Here is a 16,551-nt window from a genome sequence, read left to right as displayed (position 1 = left end):
CGTTGTGCCGTGACGAGATCATGTTACCAGGCAGCCAGCTTACTGTGTGAGCCCTAGCTTGCGGTGCTGCGCCTGCCGAACGCTGTATAAAGGATTCGACGACCCATGGGTGAGATCGCCAGAGAAATTCTGCCAGTCAATATCGAGGATGAGCTCAAGCAGTCGTACCTTGATTATGCGATGAGTGTCATTATCGGGAGGGCCCTGCCTGATGTGCGCGATGGCCTCAAGCCGGTTCACCGCCGTGTTCTGTTTGCCATGCACGAGCTGGGTAATGACTGGAACAAGGCTTACAAGAAGTCTGCACGTGTAGTAGGGGATGTGATCGGTAAGTATCACCCGCACGGTGACAGCGCCGTCTACGACACGATCGTGCGTATGGCGCAGACCTTCTCGATGCGCTACGTGCTGGTCGATGGCCAGGGGAACTTCGGGTCGATCGACGGCGATAGTGCCGCGGCCATGCGTTATACCGAAGTACGCATGGCGCGTCTGTCCCACGAACTTCTTTCCGACCTGGAAAAGGAAACGGTTGACTGGGTCGACAACTACGACGGTACCGAGCGCATTCCCGCCGTACTGCCGACACGGGTGCCCAATCTGCTGGTCAACGGTGCCTCGGGCATTGCTGTCGGCATGGCGACCAATGTGCCGCCGCATAACATGACGGAAGTCGTGGATGCCTGTCTGGCCCTGATTGATAACCATGAGCTCACCATTGATGACCTCATGGAATATATTCCCGGCCCTGATTTTCCGACAGGAGCCATCATCAATGGCCGCGCTGGTATCATCGATGCATACCGCACCGGACGTGGTCGAATCTATGTGCGTGCACGCCACACCGTTGAGTATCACGAAAAGACCGGGCGCGATCATATCGTGATCACCGAGCTGCCTTACCAGGTCAACAAGGCACGTCTGATCGAAAAGATTGCCGAACTGGTCAAGGAAAAACGCATCGAGGGCATTGCCGAGCTGCGTGATGAGTCTGACAAGGATGGCCTGCGCGTCGTGATTGAAGCCAAGCGGGGCGAAAGTGGCGATGTCATCGTCAATAACCTGTTTGCACAGACGCAGCTTCAGACCGTATTCGGCATCAACGTGGTGGCGCTGGATAACGGACAGCCCCGTACCCTGAACCTCAAGCAGATGCTTGAGGCATTCATCCGTCACCGTCGTGAGGTGGTGACCCGCCGTACGTTGTTTGAACTTAGAAAGGCGAAGGACCGGGGGCATATCCTTGAGGGCCTGACTGTTGCCATTTCAAACATCGACAGTGTCATCGAGATGATCAAGGCCTCGCCATCGGCTTCAGAGGCGAAGGAGAAGCTGATTGCAGCCGTCTGGTCGCCGGGGCAGGTGCTTGACATGCTCGACCGCGCCGGTGCATCGGCCTGTGAGCCGGATGACATGCCGCCCGGGTTCGGTCTTTCCGACAGCCGCACCGAATACCGGCTTACTCCGGTTCAGGCGCAGGCCATCCTCGAGCTTCGCCTTCACCGCCTGACCGGTCTTGAAACCGAAAAGCTGCTGGATGAATACAAGACCATCCTTGACCGTATTGCCGAGCTTACCCGCATTCTGGCCTCTGCTGACCGGTTGATGGAAGTCATCCGTGAGGAGCTAGAAGCTGTCCGGGCCCAGTATGGTGATGAGCGGCGTACGGAAATCCAGACGAGCCGGCTTGATCTCACCATCGAAGACCTGATCAACGAAGAGGATATGGTCGTGACCATGTCCCGCTCCGGCTACGTCAAGACGCAGCCGCTGTCGGATTATCAGGCTCAGAAGCGTGGCGGGCGCGGCAAGTCGGCCACGGTCATGAAAAACGAAGATGTGATCGAGCACCTGCTGGTGGCTTCCACACACGATACGGTTCTACTGTTTTCGGATCGTGGCAAGGTGTACTGGCTCAAGGTCTACGAAATGCCTCAGGCAAGTCGTGGTTCGCGCGGTCGTCCCATGGTCAACCTGCTGCCGCTGGATGATGGCGAGTGGATTACGGCCATACTGCCGGTGCGTGAATACCGCGAAGACAGCTATATCTTCTTTGCCACGGCCAACGGTACGGTCAAGCGCACCACGCTGGACCAGTTCTCCCGGCCACGCAGTTCCGGGCTGATTGCCCTGGACCTTGAAGACGGTGATCGGCTGGTCGGCGCGTCCATTACTTCGGGCAGTGATCATGCCATTCTGTGCTCCTCCAATGGCAAGGCCATTCGCTTCGATGAAAACGATGTCCGCGCCATGGGTCGTACCGCACGCGGTGTGCGTGGTATGCGACTGCTGGGTGATGCTCGAGTGATCAGCCTGATTATCCCGGGCTCCACGGTTATTGATGCTGCTGCAGACGCCGAGGATGCTGATGAAACGGTAGCCGTACCGTCAGCGCAGGATGGCCAGTCCGAGCAGATTTATATCCTGACCGCATCTGAAAACGGTTATGGCAAGCGCACTCGTCTTGAGGAGTTTCCGTTGCGGGGTCGAGGCGGGCAGGGCGTGATTGCCATGCAGACCTCGGAGCGAAACGGCGCTCTGGTCGCAGCCATTCAGGTGGCGGAGCAGGACGAGATGATGATGATCACCAATCGCGGTACCCTGGTACGTACGCGTGTCAGTGAGGTCTCGATCAGCTCCAGAAACACTCAGGGGGTTACCCTGATTCGTACGGCGACCGATGAGCAGCTCGTGTCCACCGTGCGCCTGGACGAGCTGGATGTTGAAGAGCCGTCAAGCGAGACGATCGAGTCGGAAGAACAGGCTGATACTTCGGTTTATGAGCAATCCTCGATGGACACTCCTGACGCGGATGACTGATGGTTTGCCTCGGGGCTATTTCCCGAGGCGCTGTTGGGCACCGTGCATCGGGCACGTGTATTAACTTGATCTGCAATGCAGGTCCGTGACCTGCATTGCTTCCGTTACAGGGGAGGGCCGCCGTGCCCTCCCGGTTTGAAGGACGCACGTCAGATGACTCGACACTATAATTTCTGTTCAGGCCCGGCCACGCTGCCTCTCGCGGTACTTGAGCGCGCTCAATCCGAGATGCTCGATTATCGTGGGAAGGGGCTTTCCGTGATGGAGATGAGCCATCGCAGCAGCGATTACATGGCAATTGCAGAAAAGGCCGAAGCGGATTTCCGCGACCTTCTTGGGGTGCCGGACAATTATAGTGTGCTGTTCATGCAGGGTGGCGCGGCAACGCAGTTCTCGGCCAGTGCGCTTAACCTGACCGGCAGGGGCGGTACGCCCAACTTTCTTGATACCGGCATCTGGTCGCGCAAGGCGATGGCTGAAGCCGAGCGCCTGACAGGGGCGCACCTTGCTGGAGGCAGCAAGTCCAATGGCTATACGGCCACGCCGGCGTCGGACAGCATCCAGCTCAGCGATGATGCGGCCTATCTGCACTTTACCGATAACGAGACCATCGGCGGTGTTCAGTTTGATCGCCTGCCCGAGGTGAATGTACCTCTGGTCTGTGACATGTCGTCTTCCATTCTATCTGTCCCGCTGGATATTTCCCGCTATGGCGTGATCTATGCCGGCGCCCAGAAAAATATCGGCCCGGCCGGCCTGACTCTGGTGATTGTGCGTAATGATCTTCTGGAGCAGGCGCAGGACAGCATTCCGTCCATGTTGTCCTGGAAGGTCATGGCTGAAAACGGCTCGATGTATAACACTCCCCCTACCTATGCCTGGTACCTTGCCGGTCTGGTCTTTGAGTGGCTGAAGGAGCAGGGCGGAGTAGAGGCAATGGCTGTCGTCAATCGCCGGAAGGCAGAGAAGGTGTATCGTGCCATCGATGGTAGTCGCCTTTATGACAACCCGATTGCTGTGGGTAGTCGCTCCATCATGAATATACCGTTCACGTTGAAGGATGAGGCTCTGAATGATCCTTTCCTGCGGGAAAGTGAAGCTGCAGGACTGTTGACGCTGAAAGGGCATCGCAGTGTGGGTGGCATGCGGGCCAGCATTTACAACGCCATGCCGGAAGAAGGCGTGGATGCGCTGGTAGATTTCATGGCAGCCTTTGAACAACGTCACTGGAAAGGGTAAACCGTATGTCGGATCACATGCCTTCACAGGATAGCGAGACGCTGGACACGCTTCGGCAGCGTATTGATCGGCTCGATCAGGATATTCTGAATCTGATCAGTGAGCGCGCCCGCTGTGCGCAGGACGTGGCCAACGTCAAGCTGGCTGAAAACCCCGATGCCATCTTTTATCGTCCCGAGCGGGAAGCAGGAGTGTTGCGTCGGATCATGGAGCTCAACCAGGGGCCGCTCAGCAACGAGGAAATGGCGCGCCTTTTCCGCGAAATCATGTCGTCCTGTCTGGCGCTTGAGCAGCCGGTGCGCGTGGCTTATCTGGGGCCGGAAGGTACCTTTACCGAGCAGGCTGCCCTGAAACACTTCGGGGGCAGTGCAGTGCATGTGTCCACCAATGCCATCGATGAAGTCTTCCGTGAGGTTGAGGCTGGTGCGACCCATTACGGGGTCGTGCCGGTGGAAAACTCCACTGAAGGTATCGTCAGCCACACGCTGGACTCGTTCATGGCTGCCTCGCCATCGCTCAAGATCAACGGTGAAGTCGTTCTGCGGATTCACCAGCATCTGCTGGTTTCCGAACGTACGCGGCGGGATCAGATCTCTCGTATTTACTCGCACAGCCAGTCGCTCGCTCAATGCCGTAAATGGCTTGATGCTCATTATCCGCACGCCGAGCGTATTGCCGTGTCGTCCAATGCTGAAGCCGCGCGCCTGGTGAAAAGCGAATGGCATAGTGCCGCCATCGCCGGAGACATGGCGGCCAAACGCTACGGGCTTGAGCGGGTAGCTGAAAAGATCGAGGACCAGCCGGACAATTCAACCCGTTTCCTGATCATCGGAACCCACGATGTACCACCGAGCGGTGACGACAAGACATCCATTGTGGCCGCGATGCGGAACAAGCCCGGTGTACTGCATGATCTGCTGGAGCCTTTCCAGCGCCATGGCATCGACATGACTCGTCTCGAGAGTCGGCCTTCCCGCAATGGCGCCTGGAGCTATGTCTTTTTCATAGACTTCAAGGGGCACCAGAATGATGAAAAGGTCCGGGCTGCTCTGGATGAGGCTCAGGCCTGTGCTGCCGAACTCAAGGTGCTGGGGTCCTATCCGGTGGGGGTGTTGTGACAGCCTTTGTGCCAGCGAGTGCACTCGACCGGGAAACCGTGCTTGTCATCGGGCTGGGACTGATGGGGGCTTCGGTGGCGGCCGGTCTGAAGGCTGTCGGTTTTGGTGGGCGCGTGCTGGCAAGTGACCGGCGCGAGGCTGATGTTCAGACCGGTCTGTCGATGGGGATCATCGATGGCAGTGGACCGCTTGATGAGCTGATTCCCCAGGCAACGCTGGTGGTTATTGCCGTGCCGGTGCTTGCCATTGAATCCGTGCTGGAAGCCATGGCTCCGTTATGGCGCGATGATCTGGTTGTAACGGATGTCGGTAGTACCAAGCAGGCCGTGCGACAGTCGGTGGCGCGGGTGTTTGGATATATACCGCCGAACATGATACTGGGGCACCCCATTGCCGGGTCCGAGCGCAGTGGCGTGACGGCGGCGCAGGCAGGCCTCTTTGAGCGTCACAAGGTTATTGTGACACCAGAGGCAGATAGCTGTCGTTCGGCGCTGGCCAGAGTACATGCGTTGTGGCAACGGCTGGGGGCGGATGTGCTCGAGATGGGCGTTGAGCGCCACGATGATGTGCTTGCCCGTACCAGTCATCTGCCGCATCTACTGGCATTCTCGCTGGTGGATACGCTGGCGCGCCAGGATGAGCGACTGGACATCTTCCGTTATGCCGCGGGCGGATTTCGCGATTTTACTCGAATTGCCGGTAGTGACCCGGTGATGTGGCGTGATGTGTTCAGGGCCAACAAGACAGCAGTGCTGGGCGCGCTCGATGAGTTTGAGCAGGGAGTGTCACGGCTTCGTCAGGCGATCGAGGCGGACGATGATGATGCCATGCTGGGGGCCTTCTCACGGGCGAGCCATGCGCGACATTATTTTGAAACGTTGTTGAATCAAGCGAGCTATCAGTCAATGGAACAACGCAATATTACCTATCGTGCGAGCGCTGGCGGTCATGTGCAGGGCCGTATTCGCGTACCGGGCGACAAATCGATGTCTCATCGGTCCATCATGCTTGGGGCGCTGGCTGACGGTGTTACCGAGGTCGACGGGTTTCTCGAGGGCGAGGACAGCCTGGCCACGCTGCAGGCATTTCGCGAAATGGGTGTGGTGATTGAAGGGCCTCATGATGGTCGCGTCGTGATTCATGGTGTGGGTATGCATGGCCTTCAGGCGCCGGCTGGCGCGTTGTATGTAGGAAATTCGGGAACCGCCATGCGTCTTTTTGCCGGTCTGCTGGCTGGCCAGGCATTTGATACCGAGCTGACCGGTGACGCTTCGCTGACACGTCGCCCCATGGGGCGGGTGGTTGATCCGCTGCGTCTGATGGGAGCACACATCGAGGCGAGCGAGGGTGATCGGCCGCCGCTGCGTATCAAGGGGGGGCAGGTGCTTCAAAGGCTGGATTACGATTTGCCCATGGCAAGCGCACAGGTCAAATCCTGCATTCTGCTGGCAGGTATGTATGCCGAAGGTGAGACCCGGGTGCGCGAGCCAGCCCCGACTCGCGACCATACGGAAAGGATGCTTAACGGGTTTGGCTATCCGGTAGAGCGCAGCGGCAATGAGGCGCGCCTTGCAGGTGGTGGTCGCATGACCGGTGGGCCGATTGATGTGCCGGCAGATATCTCATCTGCTGCCTTTTTCCTGGTGGCGGCGTCCATTACTCCTGGCGCAGATCTTGTGCTGGAACACGTTGGTGTGAATCCTACGCGTACCGGTGTGATTGCCATTCTTCAGGCGATGGGTGCTGACCTGCGTCTTGAAAATGAACGGGAAGTCGGGGGTGAGCCGGTAGCAGATATTCATGTTCGCTACGCGCCACTCAAGGGTGTTGATATCGACCCGAATCAGGTTCCTCTGGCCATTGATGAGTTCCCTGTTCTGTTTATCGCCGCTGCCAATGCGGAAGGTAAAACACGTCTGCGCGGCGCCGAAGAGCTTAGGGTCAAGGAGTCGGACCGTATCCAGGCCATGGCTGATGGGATGGCCGTGCTGGGTATTGAGCATACGGTACTGGAAGATGGTATCGATATTGTTGGCGGTCAGTATGGCGGGGGTACGGTAGATAGCCTGGGAGATCATCGTATTGCCATGGCGTTCAGCGTGGCCGCACTTTGCGCCAGTGAAGCCATCACGATTCATGACTGCGCAAACGTTGCGACGTCCTTTCCGGATTTTCTGTCGCTGTCAGCATCCATCGGGATGCGTGTGCAGGCCGAGGAGGCGTAATGAGCTACCCGGTTATTACGCTCGATGGGCCAGGCGGTGCGGGCAAGGGCACTATCAGCCGCCTTGTGGCCGAAGCACTTGGCTGGCATTTGCTGGATTCCGGTGCCATCTACCGGCTTGCCGCGCTGTCCTGTCGCCGGCAGGGGGTGGCGCTGGATAATGAGGGTCGGGTAGCTGAGCTCGCTCGGGCTCTCGATATTGCCTTTGAGCCGGAGGAGGCTACCACTCGTGTCCTGCTCGGTGGCGAAGATGTCAGTTGTGCGATTCGAACCGAGCAGGCAGGAGGTGATGCCTCCCGTGTGGCTTCCCTGCCATCGGTTCGGCAGGCCCTGCTGGATCGTCAGCGTCATTTCGCCATGTCACCGGGGCTGGTAGCCGACGGGCGCGACATGGGGACCGTGGTTTTCCCGACGGCGGCACTCAAGATATTCCTGACCGCCAGCGCCGATGAGCGGGCGCAGCGCCGGTGGCGTCAGTTGCAGGAGGCAGGCATACATGCTAGCCTGCCCGATCTTCTGAAAGAGATTCAAACGCGTGATGCCCGGGACATGGAACGCAGTACGTCACCACTGGTGCCGGCTGAAGATGCCATCGTCCTGGATACCACGTCGAGTTCCATCGAGGATGTCGTGTCACACGTCATGAGCCTTGCCCAGGCGCGGCAACTGACGTAACGCCTACCTTGTTCGAAGGCCCCGGTACAGTGTCATGGGGTGAGCATGTACGTATCAGAAAACATGTTCACGTCTAACCAGCGCTAACACTCCCGGGGATTTTATACTGGCCCGTGCTTGCTGGTGGTGCGGAGAGCAGGCGGTTAATGCCGCTTCACGTTGAGACATAGGAACATCATGAGCGAAAGTTTTGCTGAACTATTTGAGCAGTCCCTTCAGGACATCAACATGGAACCCGGTGCCATTGTCATGGCTACAGTGGTTGATGTTGACGGTGACTGGATCACGGTTAACGCCGGTCTGAAATCCGAAGGCCAGATTCCGGCTGCTCAGTTCAAAAACGACAATGGTGAACTGACAATTAGTGTGGGCGATGAAGTCAAGGTCGCTCTGGAAGCCGTTGAAGACGGTTTCGGCGAGACTCGTCTGTCCCGCGAAAAAGCCAAGCGCGCTGAAGCCTGGAAAGAGCTTGAAGCTGCGTTCGAGGATGATGCTGTCGTCAAGGGCATCATCAATGGCAAGGTCAAGGGCGGTTTCACTGTCGACGTCAATTCCATCCGTGCCTTCCTGCCGGGTTCACTGGTAGATGTTCGTCCGGTTCGTGACACGACTCACCTTGAAAACAAGGAACTTGAGTTCAAGGTCATCAAGCTTGATCCGAAGCGCAACAACGTCGTTGTATCACGTCGTGCGGTTCTGGAAGCTGAAAACAGTGCAGAGCGTGAAGCGCTTCTCGCTACCCTTCAGGAAGGCCAGCAGATCAATGGTATCGTCAAGAACCTGACTGACTACGGCGCCTTTGTTGATCTGGGTGGTGTTGATGGCCTCCTGCACATTACCGACATGGCCTGGAAGCGTATCAAGCATCCGAGCGAAATCGTTGCCGTTGGTGATGAAATCAACGTCAAGGTGCTGAAGTTCGATCGTGAGCGTAACCGTGTTTCCCTGGGTCTCAAGCAGCTGGGTGAAGATCCGTGGGTCAACATCAAGGCGCGCTATCCGGAAGGTACACGTGTTGAAGCACGCGTCACCAATCTGACCGACTACGGCTGCTTTGCCGAGCTGGAAGAAGGCGTTGAAGGTCTGGTTCACGTATCCGAAATGGACTGGACCAACAAGAACATTCATCCGTCCAAGGTTGTTCAGGTCGGTGATGACGTAGGTGTCATGGTTCTTGATATCGATGAAGAGCGTCGTCGTATTTCCTTGGGTATCAAGCAGTGCACGCCGAACCCCTGGGAAGAGTTCAACACGCACTTCAACAAGGGCGATCGCGTCACTGGTACCATCAAGTCCATTACTGATTTCGGTATCTTCATCGGTCTGGACGGTGGCATCGACGGTCTTGTTCACCTCTCCGACATTTCCTGGTCCGAGACGGGTGAAGAAGCGGTTCGCAACTACAAGAAGGGTGATGAAGCTGAAGCACTCATCCTGTCCATCGATCCCGAGCGTGAGCGTATCTCTCTTGGCATCAAGCAGATGGAAAGCGATCCGGTATCCGAGTACCTGGCCGTGAACGACAAGGGCGCTCTCGTAACGGGTCGCGTTGTTGAAGTTGATGCCAAGGAAGCGCTTGTCGAGCTGGCAACTGATGTTGTTGCAGTGCTGAAGGCTTCTGAAATCAGCGCTGACCGTGTTGAAGACGCACGTAATGTGCTGAACGAAGGCGATAGCGTCGAAGCACGTATCGTTAACGTTGACCGCAAGAACCGCGTCATCAACCTGTCTGTCAAGGCGAAGGATCAGTCTGATACGCGCAAGACCATGCGTACCATGCGTGATCAGGACAGCACTGCTGATACAGCATCAGGCCCGACTACCATCGGCGATCTGATCAAGCAGCAGATGGAGCAGGATTCCTGATCAGGGAATGACTGCCGCTAAAAAGCCGCCCTTCGGGGCGGCTTTTTTTATGTCTGCTTGATTGTGTCAGAATCGGTCTGTGGCTCGGCATAACCATGGTAACCATAGGTCCGTGGCGGTATCAGCCTTCGTCATCCATACGCTGTTCAGTGAGTGCCTGTTCCCATCCGCCAAGGTCCTTGAACCGATTGACCATGGCGCAGAAAAGGTCGGCAGTACGCTCTGTATCGTATCGGGCGGAATGAGCTGACTGGCTGTCAAAGGGAATACCTGCAGCGCGACAGGCGCGTGCCAGAACCGTCTGGCCGTACACGAAGCCACCCAGAGTAGCCGTGTCGAAGCTCGAGAAGGGATGAAAGGGATTGCGTTTGAGTCCCTGGCGTTCGATAGCGGCATTTAAAAAGCCGTGATCGAAGGCGGCATTATGACCTACCAGAATGGCTCGTGTGCAGTTATGTGACTTAATGGCCTTGCGTACAGGCTTGACCAGTGCATCGAGCGCTTCCTTTTCACTGACGGCAATGTCCTTTCGAAACGGGCTGTCCAGCTGAATGCCGGTGAAATCAAGAGCGGCCTGTTCGATATTGGCGCCCTCAAAGGGCGTGATATGAAATGCCCATGTTTCGTCGGGCATCAGGTTGCCCTGGTCATCCATGGTCAGGGTGGTGGCCGCAATCTCGAGAATGGCATCTGTTTTCGAGTTGAAGCCACCTGTTTCGAGGTCCATTACCACCGGCAGGAAGCCACGAAAACGACGAGCCATTAAAGCTGCCGGGCTGGCATCGGTCATAAAGTATCCTTACTGGGAGGCCGCGCTGGGCACACACATGAAACGTGAAGTGAAATGGGTTAGTGCAAAGTGTAACAGGTGATCATGGGGCCGTCTCACGTGCGTAGGCAGAAGCGGTGTTCGCCACGGGAGAGGGACGTTATAATCATTGAAACTGGCGCCTGCGCGTAATAAAGCGATACGCTATTTTCGTGAGCTTCATCATCAACGAGGAGAAAAGCATGTCCGATGTGAAGAAGGTCGTTCTTGCCTATTCAGGTGGATTGGACACTTCGGTAATTGTCAAATGGTTGCAGGAAACCTATGACTGTGAAGTGGTGACCTTCACTGCCGATCTGGGGCAGGGCGAGGAAGTAGAGCCGGCCAGGGCCAAGGCTGAAGCATTGGGCGTGAAGGAAATCTACATCGAGGATCTGCGTGAAGTCTTTGTGCGCGATTATGTATACCCGATGTTTCGCGCCAACACCATCTACGAGGGCGAGTACCTGCTGGGTACGTCCATCGCCCGCCCGTTGATTGCGCGTCGTCTGATTGAAATTGCCAATGAAACCGGTGCCGATGCCATTTCACACGGTGCGACCGGCAAGGGCAACGATCAGGTGCGTTTCGAGTTGGGTGCCTATGCCCTCAAGCCTGGCGTCAAGGTCATTGCGCCCTGGCGTGAGTGGGATCTGAATTCGCGCGAAAAGCTGATGGGGTATTGCGAAGAGCATGATATCCCGGTTGATTTTGCCAAGAACAAGAAGAAGTCACCTTATTCCATGGATGCCAATCTGCTGCACATCTCTTACGAGGGTGGCAATCTGGAAGATCCGTGGGAGGAAGCAGAAGAAGACATGTGGCGCTGGAGCGTCAGTCCGGAAGCGGCACCGGACACGCCGACCTATGTCGAGCTTACCTACGAGCACGGTGACATTGTGGCCATCGATGGTCAGCCGATGAAGGCGCATGAAGTGCTGTCCTGGCTGAACCGGGTCGGTGGCGAAAACGGCATCGGCCGCCTTGATATCGTTGAAAACCGCTATGTTGGCATGAAATCACGTGGCTGCTATGAGACACCGGGAGGCACCATCATGCTTCGTGCTCATCGGGCCATCGAGTCTCTGACGCTGGACCGTGAAGCGGCGCATCTGAAGGATGAGCTGATGCCGCGTTACGCCGAGGTGATCTACAACGGTTACTGGTGGAGCCCGGAGCGAAAAATGCTGCAGGCTGCAATCGATGAAACGCAGAAGGTAGTCAACGGTGTGGTTCGCCTCAAGCTCTACAAGGGGAATGTGATCGTGGCTGGCCGAAAATCGGACGACTCCCTGTTCGACGCCTCGATTGCCACCTTCGAAGATGATGCCGGTGCCTATGACCAGAAGGATGCTGAGGGCTTTATCAAGCTCAATGCCCTGCGTCTGCGCATTGCCGCTTCACGCGGCCGTGACACTGACTGAGTCGTGGTATGCCCTGTGTAAAAAAAGCCTCCCGGAAGGGAGGCTTTTTTATGCAGTCGGCAAGGGCAGGTCAGTGCAGCCCACCATTCTCACCGCCTCTGATGATGCCAACACCGATTCCTTCAATGGAAAAGCTGTGGGTTGTCGGATCGATGCAGATGGGGTCGAAATCAGTGTTCTCGGCCAGGAGATACACTGTGTCGTCGCGCCGATCCAGACGCTTGACGGTGACTTCATCGTCGATGCGGGCCACAACGATCTGGCCATTTCGTGCTTCGCTGGTACGATGAACCGCCAGTAAATCACCGTCCAGGATGCCGATATCCTTCATTGACAGGCCGCGGACACGAAGAAGGTAGTCTGCGCCGGGACTGAAGTAATTTGCCGGCAGGGGGCAGTAGCGGTCGATATGGGCCTCTGCCAGAATCGGTGAGCCAGCGGCCACTTCGCCGATGACCGGAAGGCCGCTCTCGGCCGTGTCCTCGGTCTGCGGCAGGCGAATACCGCGAGACGTACCCGGAATCATGTCGATGGCACCCTTTTTCTGCAGGGCGCGAAGATGTTCTTCCGCGGCATTGGCGGAACGAAAGCCCAGCGCCCGTGCAATTTCTGCTCGAGTGGGCGGGTAGCCATACTCCTGGAGTGTTCGCCTTATAAAGTCGTACACTTCCTGTTGTCGCGCAGTCAGCGGGCGTGCCATGGAAACTCCATATTGAAAGGGTGTACAGCCTGTGATTTTATCCAGTCCTTTACGCTCTGCCAAGCAACATTCAAGGGTGACAGGACGGAAAAGAACATATGGAGCAGACAACTACTTCGGAGCGGATCCTCGATGCCGCCGAGGCGCTCTTTGTGGAGCACGGGTTTACCGAAACCTCGTTGCGTGTGATCACGCGCAAGGCCGACGTTAATCTGGCGGCAGTGAATTATCATTTTGGTTCCAAGACGGCCCTTATCCAAGCGGTCTTTGCGCGCCATTTCGATCCGTTCGCCGAGTTGTTTGGCGCCGCTCTGGAGCGTTTGAAAGCTGATTCGCCGCCGTCTCTGGATGTGCTGATAGATACCCTGATTCACTGCGCGCTCAACACCTCCTCATCTCACGGTGATCTTCGCGTGTTCATGAAGTTGCTGGGAATGGCCTATACCCGCCATCAACCGAATCTGCGCGAGTACCTGCAGGATCATTATCGTCCACTGTTTGCCGACTTCATTGATCTGGTTACACAGGCAACTCCGAGGCTGCGGCGTGAAGATCGATTCTGGCGCCTGCATTTTCTACTGGGATCGATCGTGTTTACCCTGTCCAGTCTGGATACTCTGCGCGGCATGCATCCCGGTGAAACCGGCCATATGCCCGTACGTGCTCTGGCCGGCCAGGTTCGGCCAATGGTGCTGGCCACTCTGCAGGCACCTTCTACGGACTCCGCAGCCATTAGCCCCTTTTCTCAAGAGACTTCCTTATGACGTTATCCATTGGCCCGGTCATGCTCGATATCGCCGGTACGCAGTTGACTGACGAGGAGGCGACGCTACTGGCCTCGCCGGCAGTGGCGGGTGTCATCCTCTTTTCTCGAAATATTGATGACGCCTTTCAGGTGCGTGAGCTGTGTGCCTCGATTCGACAGGTCAATCCGGCACTTCTGATTGCCATTGATCAGGAGGGGGGGCGAGTTCAACGGCTGGTGACGGGGGTTACCCGTTTGCCGCCCATGGCAGGTTTCGGGCAGCTTGCACAACGGGAAGGGCAAACTGTAGCGGTGAGTGTGGCGCGTGATACCGGTTGGCTGCTTGGTATGGAAATGGCCGCTGTCGGGGTTGATTTTTCCTTCGCGCCGGTTCTGGACGTTGACAGCGACCGGTGCCCGGCCATCGGCAACCGCGCCTTTTCCGATGACCCCGATATGGTGGCTGCGCTGGCCGGAGCCTTCATCGAAGGGTTGCGTGAAGCCGGTATGGCCAGTGTCGGCAAGCATTTTCCGGGGCATGGTCATGTAGCACTGGATTCCCATTTGACCCTGCCGGTAGATGATCGGTCCTTCAAGGAAATCGAGTCCATCGATCTGGTGCCTTTCAGGCATCTGGCGCCGCATTTGACCGCCATCATGCCGGCACACGTCTGTTATCCGGCATTTGATGACCGGCCCGCCGGATTTTCGCCAAGCTGGCTGGGGCTTTTACGGGAAAGCCTGGGGTTCAAGGGTGTGGTGATTTCCGATGATTTGTCCATGAAAGGGGCGCACGGCGCTGGTACACCGCTGGCACGCGCGGAAATGGCACTGGCAGCAGGTTGTGACATGGTACTGATATGCAATGATCCTGACGGCGCTCGCCAGGCGGTTGCCGGCTTCGAGGGGCGTGAGCTGGGCGGTCGTGGTCTGTCCCGTCTACGGTTCGGCCGGGCCCGCCCTTCGCTGGAGGCGCTGGAAGCCCTTGGTCGATGGCGCAAGATTCATGCGCGGTTGGCTGCCATGTGCGAGCTCGCCGAGAGACAACACTAATGCTTGAGCAGGCGGGATGGATGGCATGGATGGTTTCTTTTCGATAATCAACGAGCTCCGGGGCTGGATAGACAAGGTAGGAGTGCCGGACTGGCTTGTTACGCCGCTGATCGCGCTGGGGCTGACCATACTGGTGGACCTTGTATTCTGGCTGTCGCTCAAGCCCCTTGAGCGTCGCCTGAAAGCCACCCCCAATCGTTGGGACGATGTGCTGGTGGCCGCTGTGCGTGCGCCGCTGCGCGCATGGGTATGGCTGGTGGGATTAACCATCATTGTCATGACCGTGGGGCTTCACTTTGACCAGAGCTGGCTGACCGAGCGTGCGCCCATGGTCAGCAAGTTGCTGACGCTGGTGCTGATCGGTTGGCTTGGCTGGCGATTTATCGGGCGCATCGAGCGGCGCATGGTATTTCCCCCCGGTAACAGCAAGGGCCGAGCGCTGGAAAAAACCACCACTGATGCGTTGACCAAGATATTTGGCGCAGTGCTTCTGACCATACTGGTACTGTGTGCGCTGAATGTGCTGGGTGTGTCGATTTCCGGGGTGCTGGCCTTTGGCGGGTTTGGTGGGCTGGTGGCAGGTTTTGCCGCACGGGACCTGCTGGCCAACTTTTTTGGCGGCATGGTGGTGCATGTGGACCGTCCCTTCAAGGTGGGAGACTGGATACGCTCGCCGGATCGTGACATCGAAGGGGTGGTCGAGGACATCGGGTGGCGTTTGACCCGGATAAAAACCTTTCCCGGGCCGCTGTTGTATGTTCCCAACGCAATTTTCAGCCAGGTCGTGGTTGAAAATCCCAGTCGGATGACCAATCGGCGGATCTGGGAAACCCTGAGCATCCGTTACGAGGATGCCGGCGTGGTGGATGCCATTACACATGACATCGATGAGATGCTTAATAACCTGGACGGCATTGATCGCAATGACGTGATCACGGTCAAGCTCACCGGCTTTGGCCCCTACTCGCTGGACATCATGGTGTATGCGCTCACCGAGATAACGGACTGGCAGCATTATCACGAAATCAAGCAGCATGTCCTGCTGAAGGTGCGTGATATTGTCGAGGAGCATGGTGCAGCGCTGGCGCTGCCTGTTTCAAGGATTCAGATGGCCTCGAATGTGGCTGTCGAGATGCCTGAGCGTTCCGATTCAAGTAAGATGGCCGGTTCTACACCATCCGCGCCTTCTTCTTCCCCTCGTGATCGCCAGCGTGGCGGGCAGGGCAGCGAGGCGCCGGATGATTCGACCACTTCACAGCAAGATGCCGATGATGCCTGATAACGATCTTACCCCGGACCATGAACGTCATTACATGGACATGCGTACCCTGATGGAGCAGTCGGACTGTCTTGTGACTCAATCACAGCTGGAAGCCGCTCTGGACAGCATGGCGCAGCAGCTTGAGCAGCAGCTGGGTGACAAGCTGCCGGTCTTTTACTGTGTCATGAATGGCGGGCTGATCACGACCGGTCATCTGCTGACGCGGCTCGGGTTTCCCCTTGAGGTGGATTACCTGCACGCGACGCGCTATCGCGGTCGTACCCGGGGGGGGGAGCTGTTCTGGCGTGTCTCGCCTGAAGTCCCCATGTCCGGGCGTCACGTGGTGATTGTCGATGACATTCTGGATGAGGGGACCACGCTGGCCGCCATTCTCAAGTACTGCCATGAGGCCGGAGCGCGCAGTGTGTCCAGCGCCGTGCTGGTTGACAAGCGCCATGACAGGAAGGCGGTGCCCGGGCTCAAGGCGGATTTCTGCGGGCTTGAAGTCGAAGACCGCTATGTGTTCGGATTTGGAATGGATTACAAGGGCTACTGGCGTAACGCGCCGGGCATTTTTGCACCCAAGGGGATGTAAGCCCCACGCTGCTACAGGAAAAC

The 16,551-nt window shown here is 57.2% G+C and carries 13 protein-coding genes; 11 read left to right on the top strand and 2 right to left on the bottom strand.

Features of this window, described 5'->3' with window-relative positions; translation table 11 throughout:
* The first annotated feature begins 105 nt into the window (after positions 1 to 105).
* From gyrA to rpsA, 6 genes are all read left to right on the top strand, one after another.
* Positions 106 to 2,820, top strand: coding sequence for a DNA gyrase subunit A (gyrA, locus tag NAT21_RS09070; RefSeq protein WP_250937541.1), 2,715 nt, complete (start codon positions 106 to 108; stop codon positions 2,818 to 2,820).
* Positions 2,821 to 2,973: 153 nt separating this feature from the next.
* Positions 2,974 to 4,059, top strand: a complete 1,086-nt coding sequence (serC, locus tag NAT21_RS09065) for a 3-phosphoserine/phosphohydroxythreonine transaminase (protein WP_250937538.1) — start codon at positions 2,974 to 2,976, stop codon at positions 4,057 to 4,059.
* A 5-nt stretch (positions 4,060 to 4,064) separates the two neighbouring features.
* Positions 4,065 to 5,177 carry a prephenate dehydratase gene (gene pheA, locus NAT21_RS09060; RefSeq protein ID WP_250937536.1) on the top strand — a complete coding sequence of 371 codons (1,113 nt, stop codon included), beginning with the start codon at positions 4,065 to 4,067 and terminating at the stop codon, positions 5,175 to 5,177.
* Positions 5,174 to 7,402, top strand: coding sequence for a bifunctional prephenate dehydrogenase/3-phosphoshikimate 1-carboxyvinyltransferase (locus NAT21_RS09055; RefSeq protein ID WP_350355167.1), 2,229 nt, complete (start codon positions 5,174 to 5,176; stop codon positions 7,400 to 7,402). The genes pheA and NAT21_RS09055 overlap by 4 nt, the downstream gene beginning before the upstream one ends.
* Positions 7,402 to 8,076, top strand: a complete 675-nt coding sequence (gene cmk / locus NAT21_RS09050; RefSeq protein WP_250937535.1) for a (d)CMP kinase — start codon at positions 7,402 to 7,404, stop codon at positions 8,074 to 8,076. Before NAT21_RS09055 ends, cmk begins: the two co-directional genes overlap by 1 nt.
* Before the next feature lie 177 nt (positions 8,077 to 8,253).
* Complete coding sequence (rpsA, locus tag NAT21_RS09045) at positions 8,254 to 9,942, top strand: 30S ribosomal protein S1 (RefSeq protein WP_250937534.1); 1,689 nt, start codon at positions 8,254 to 8,256, stop codon at positions 9,940 to 9,942.
* A gap of 121 nt (positions 9,943 to 10,063) precedes the next feature.
* On the opposite strand, the gene rnt is transcribed toward rpsA, so the two are convergent.
* Positions 10,064 to 10,732: a ribonuclease T gene (gene rnt / locus NAT21_RS09040; RefSeq protein ID WP_250937533.1), complete on the bottom strand. Its 669-nt coding sequence runs from the start codon at positions 10,730 to 10,732 to the stop codon at positions 10,064 to 10,066.
* A gap of 221 nt (positions 10,733 to 10,953) precedes the next feature.
* Here rnt and NAT21_RS09035 point away from each other — a divergent pair, with 221 nt between their 5' ends.
* On the top strand, positions 10,954 to 12,174 hold the full coding sequence (locus NAT21_RS09035) for an argininosuccinate synthase (RefSeq protein ID WP_250937532.1): 1,221 nt from the start codon (positions 10,954 to 10,956) through the stop codon (positions 12,172 to 12,174).
* A 70-nt stretch (positions 12,175 to 12,244) separates the two neighbouring features.
* Here the strand turns inward: NAT21_RS09035 and lexA are convergent, their stop codons facing one another.
* On the bottom strand, positions 12,245 to 12,874 hold the full coding sequence (gene lexA / locus NAT21_RS09030) for a transcriptional repressor LexA (RefSeq protein ID WP_250937531.1): 630 nt from the start codon (positions 12,872 to 12,874) through the stop codon (positions 12,245 to 12,247).
* A 98-nt stretch (positions 12,875 to 12,972) separates the two neighbouring features.
* Between lexA and NAT21_RS09025 the strand changes: the two genes are divergently transcribed.
* The 4 genes from NAT21_RS09025 to NAT21_RS09010 are packed head-to-tail and all read left to right on the top strand — an operon-like array spanning position 12,973 to position 16,528.
* Positions 12,973 to 13,638 carry a TetR/AcrR family transcriptional regulator gene (locus NAT21_RS09025; RefSeq protein WP_250937529.1) on the top strand — a complete coding sequence of 222 codons (666 nt, stop codon included), beginning with the start codon at positions 12,973 to 12,975 and terminating at the stop codon, positions 13,636 to 13,638.
* Positions 13,635 to 14,672, top strand: coding sequence for a beta-N-acetylhexosaminidase (nagZ, locus tag NAT21_RS09020; RefSeq protein ID WP_250937527.1), 1,038 nt, complete (start codon positions 13,635 to 13,637; stop codon positions 14,670 to 14,672). The genes NAT21_RS09025 and nagZ overlap by 4 nt, the downstream gene beginning before the upstream one ends.
* A gap of 25 nt (positions 14,673 to 14,697) precedes the next feature.
* A complete protein-coding gene (locus NAT21_RS09015) occupies positions 14,698 to 15,951 on the top strand; it encodes a mechanosensitive ion channel family protein (RefSeq protein WP_250937525.1) in 1,254 nt (417 codons plus the stop codon).
* Entirely contained in the window at positions 15,944 to 16,528 is a 585-nt protein-coding gene (locus NAT21_RS09010) for a hypoxanthine-guanine phosphoribosyltransferase (protein WP_407658241.1), read from the top strand. Before NAT21_RS09015 ends, NAT21_RS09010 begins: the two co-directional genes overlap by 8 nt.
* The last annotated feature ends 23 nt before the right edge of the window (positions 16,529 to 16,551 follow it).

It is taken from the genome of Larsenimonas rhizosphaerae (genome assembly GCF_023700005.1).
Taxonomy (GTDB): domain Bacteria; phylum Pseudomonadota; class Gammaproteobacteria; order Pseudomonadales; family Halomonadaceae; genus Larsenimonas; species Larsenimonas rhizosphaerae.
The sequence above is the reverse complement of the archived record's forward strand: the minus strand, read 5'-3'. Positions and strand labels throughout refer to the sequence as shown.

Excerpts from the sequence above, each read along its gene's own strand:
- NAT21_RS09010 (WP_407658241.1), top strand. The coding sequence starts at position 15,944 with ATGCCTGATAACGATCTTACCCCGGACCATGAACGTCATTACATGGAC.
- nagZ (WP_250937527.1), top strand. The coding sequence starts at position 13,635 with ATGACGTTATCCATTGGCCCGGTCATGCTCGATATCGCCGGTACGCAG.
- NAT21_RS09025 (WP_250937529.1), top strand. The coding sequence starts at position 12,973 with ATGGAGCAGACAACTACTTCGGAGCGGATCCTCGATGCCGCCGAGGCG.
- NAT21_RS09015 (WP_250937525.1), top strand. The coding sequence starts at position 14,698 with ATGGATGGTTTCTTTTCGATAATCAACGAGCTCCGGGGCTGGATAGAC.
- rpsA (WP_250937534.1), top strand. The coding sequence starts at position 8,254 with ATGAGCGAAAGTTTTGCTGAACTATTTGAGCAGTCCCTTCAGGACATC.
- gyrA (WP_250937541.1), top strand. The coding sequence starts at position 106 with ATGGGTGAGATCGCCAGAGAAATTCTGCCAGTCAATATCGAGGATGAG.
- NAT21_RS09035 (WP_250937532.1), top strand. The coding sequence starts at position 10,954 with ATGTCCGATGTGAAGAAGGTCGTTCTTGCCTATTCAGGTGGATTGGAC.
- rnt (WP_250937533.1), bottom strand. The coding sequence starts at position 10,732 with ATGACCGATGCCAGCCCGGCAGCTTTAATGGCTCGTCGTTTTCGTGGC.
- serC (WP_250937538.1), top strand. The coding sequence starts at position 2,974 with ATGACTCGACACTATAATTTCTGTTCAGGCCCGGCCACGCTGCCTCTC.
- lexA (WP_250937531.1), bottom strand. The coding sequence starts at position 12,874 with ATGGCACGCCCGCTGACTGCGCGACAACAGGAAGTGTACGACTTTATA.
- pheA (WP_250937536.1), top strand. The coding sequence starts at position 4,065 with ATGTCGGATCACATGCCTTCACAGGATAGCGAGACGCTGGACACGCTT.
- cmk (WP_250937535.1), top strand. The coding sequence starts at position 7,402 with ATGAGCTACCCGGTTATTACGCTCGATGGGCCAGGCGGTGCGGGCAAG.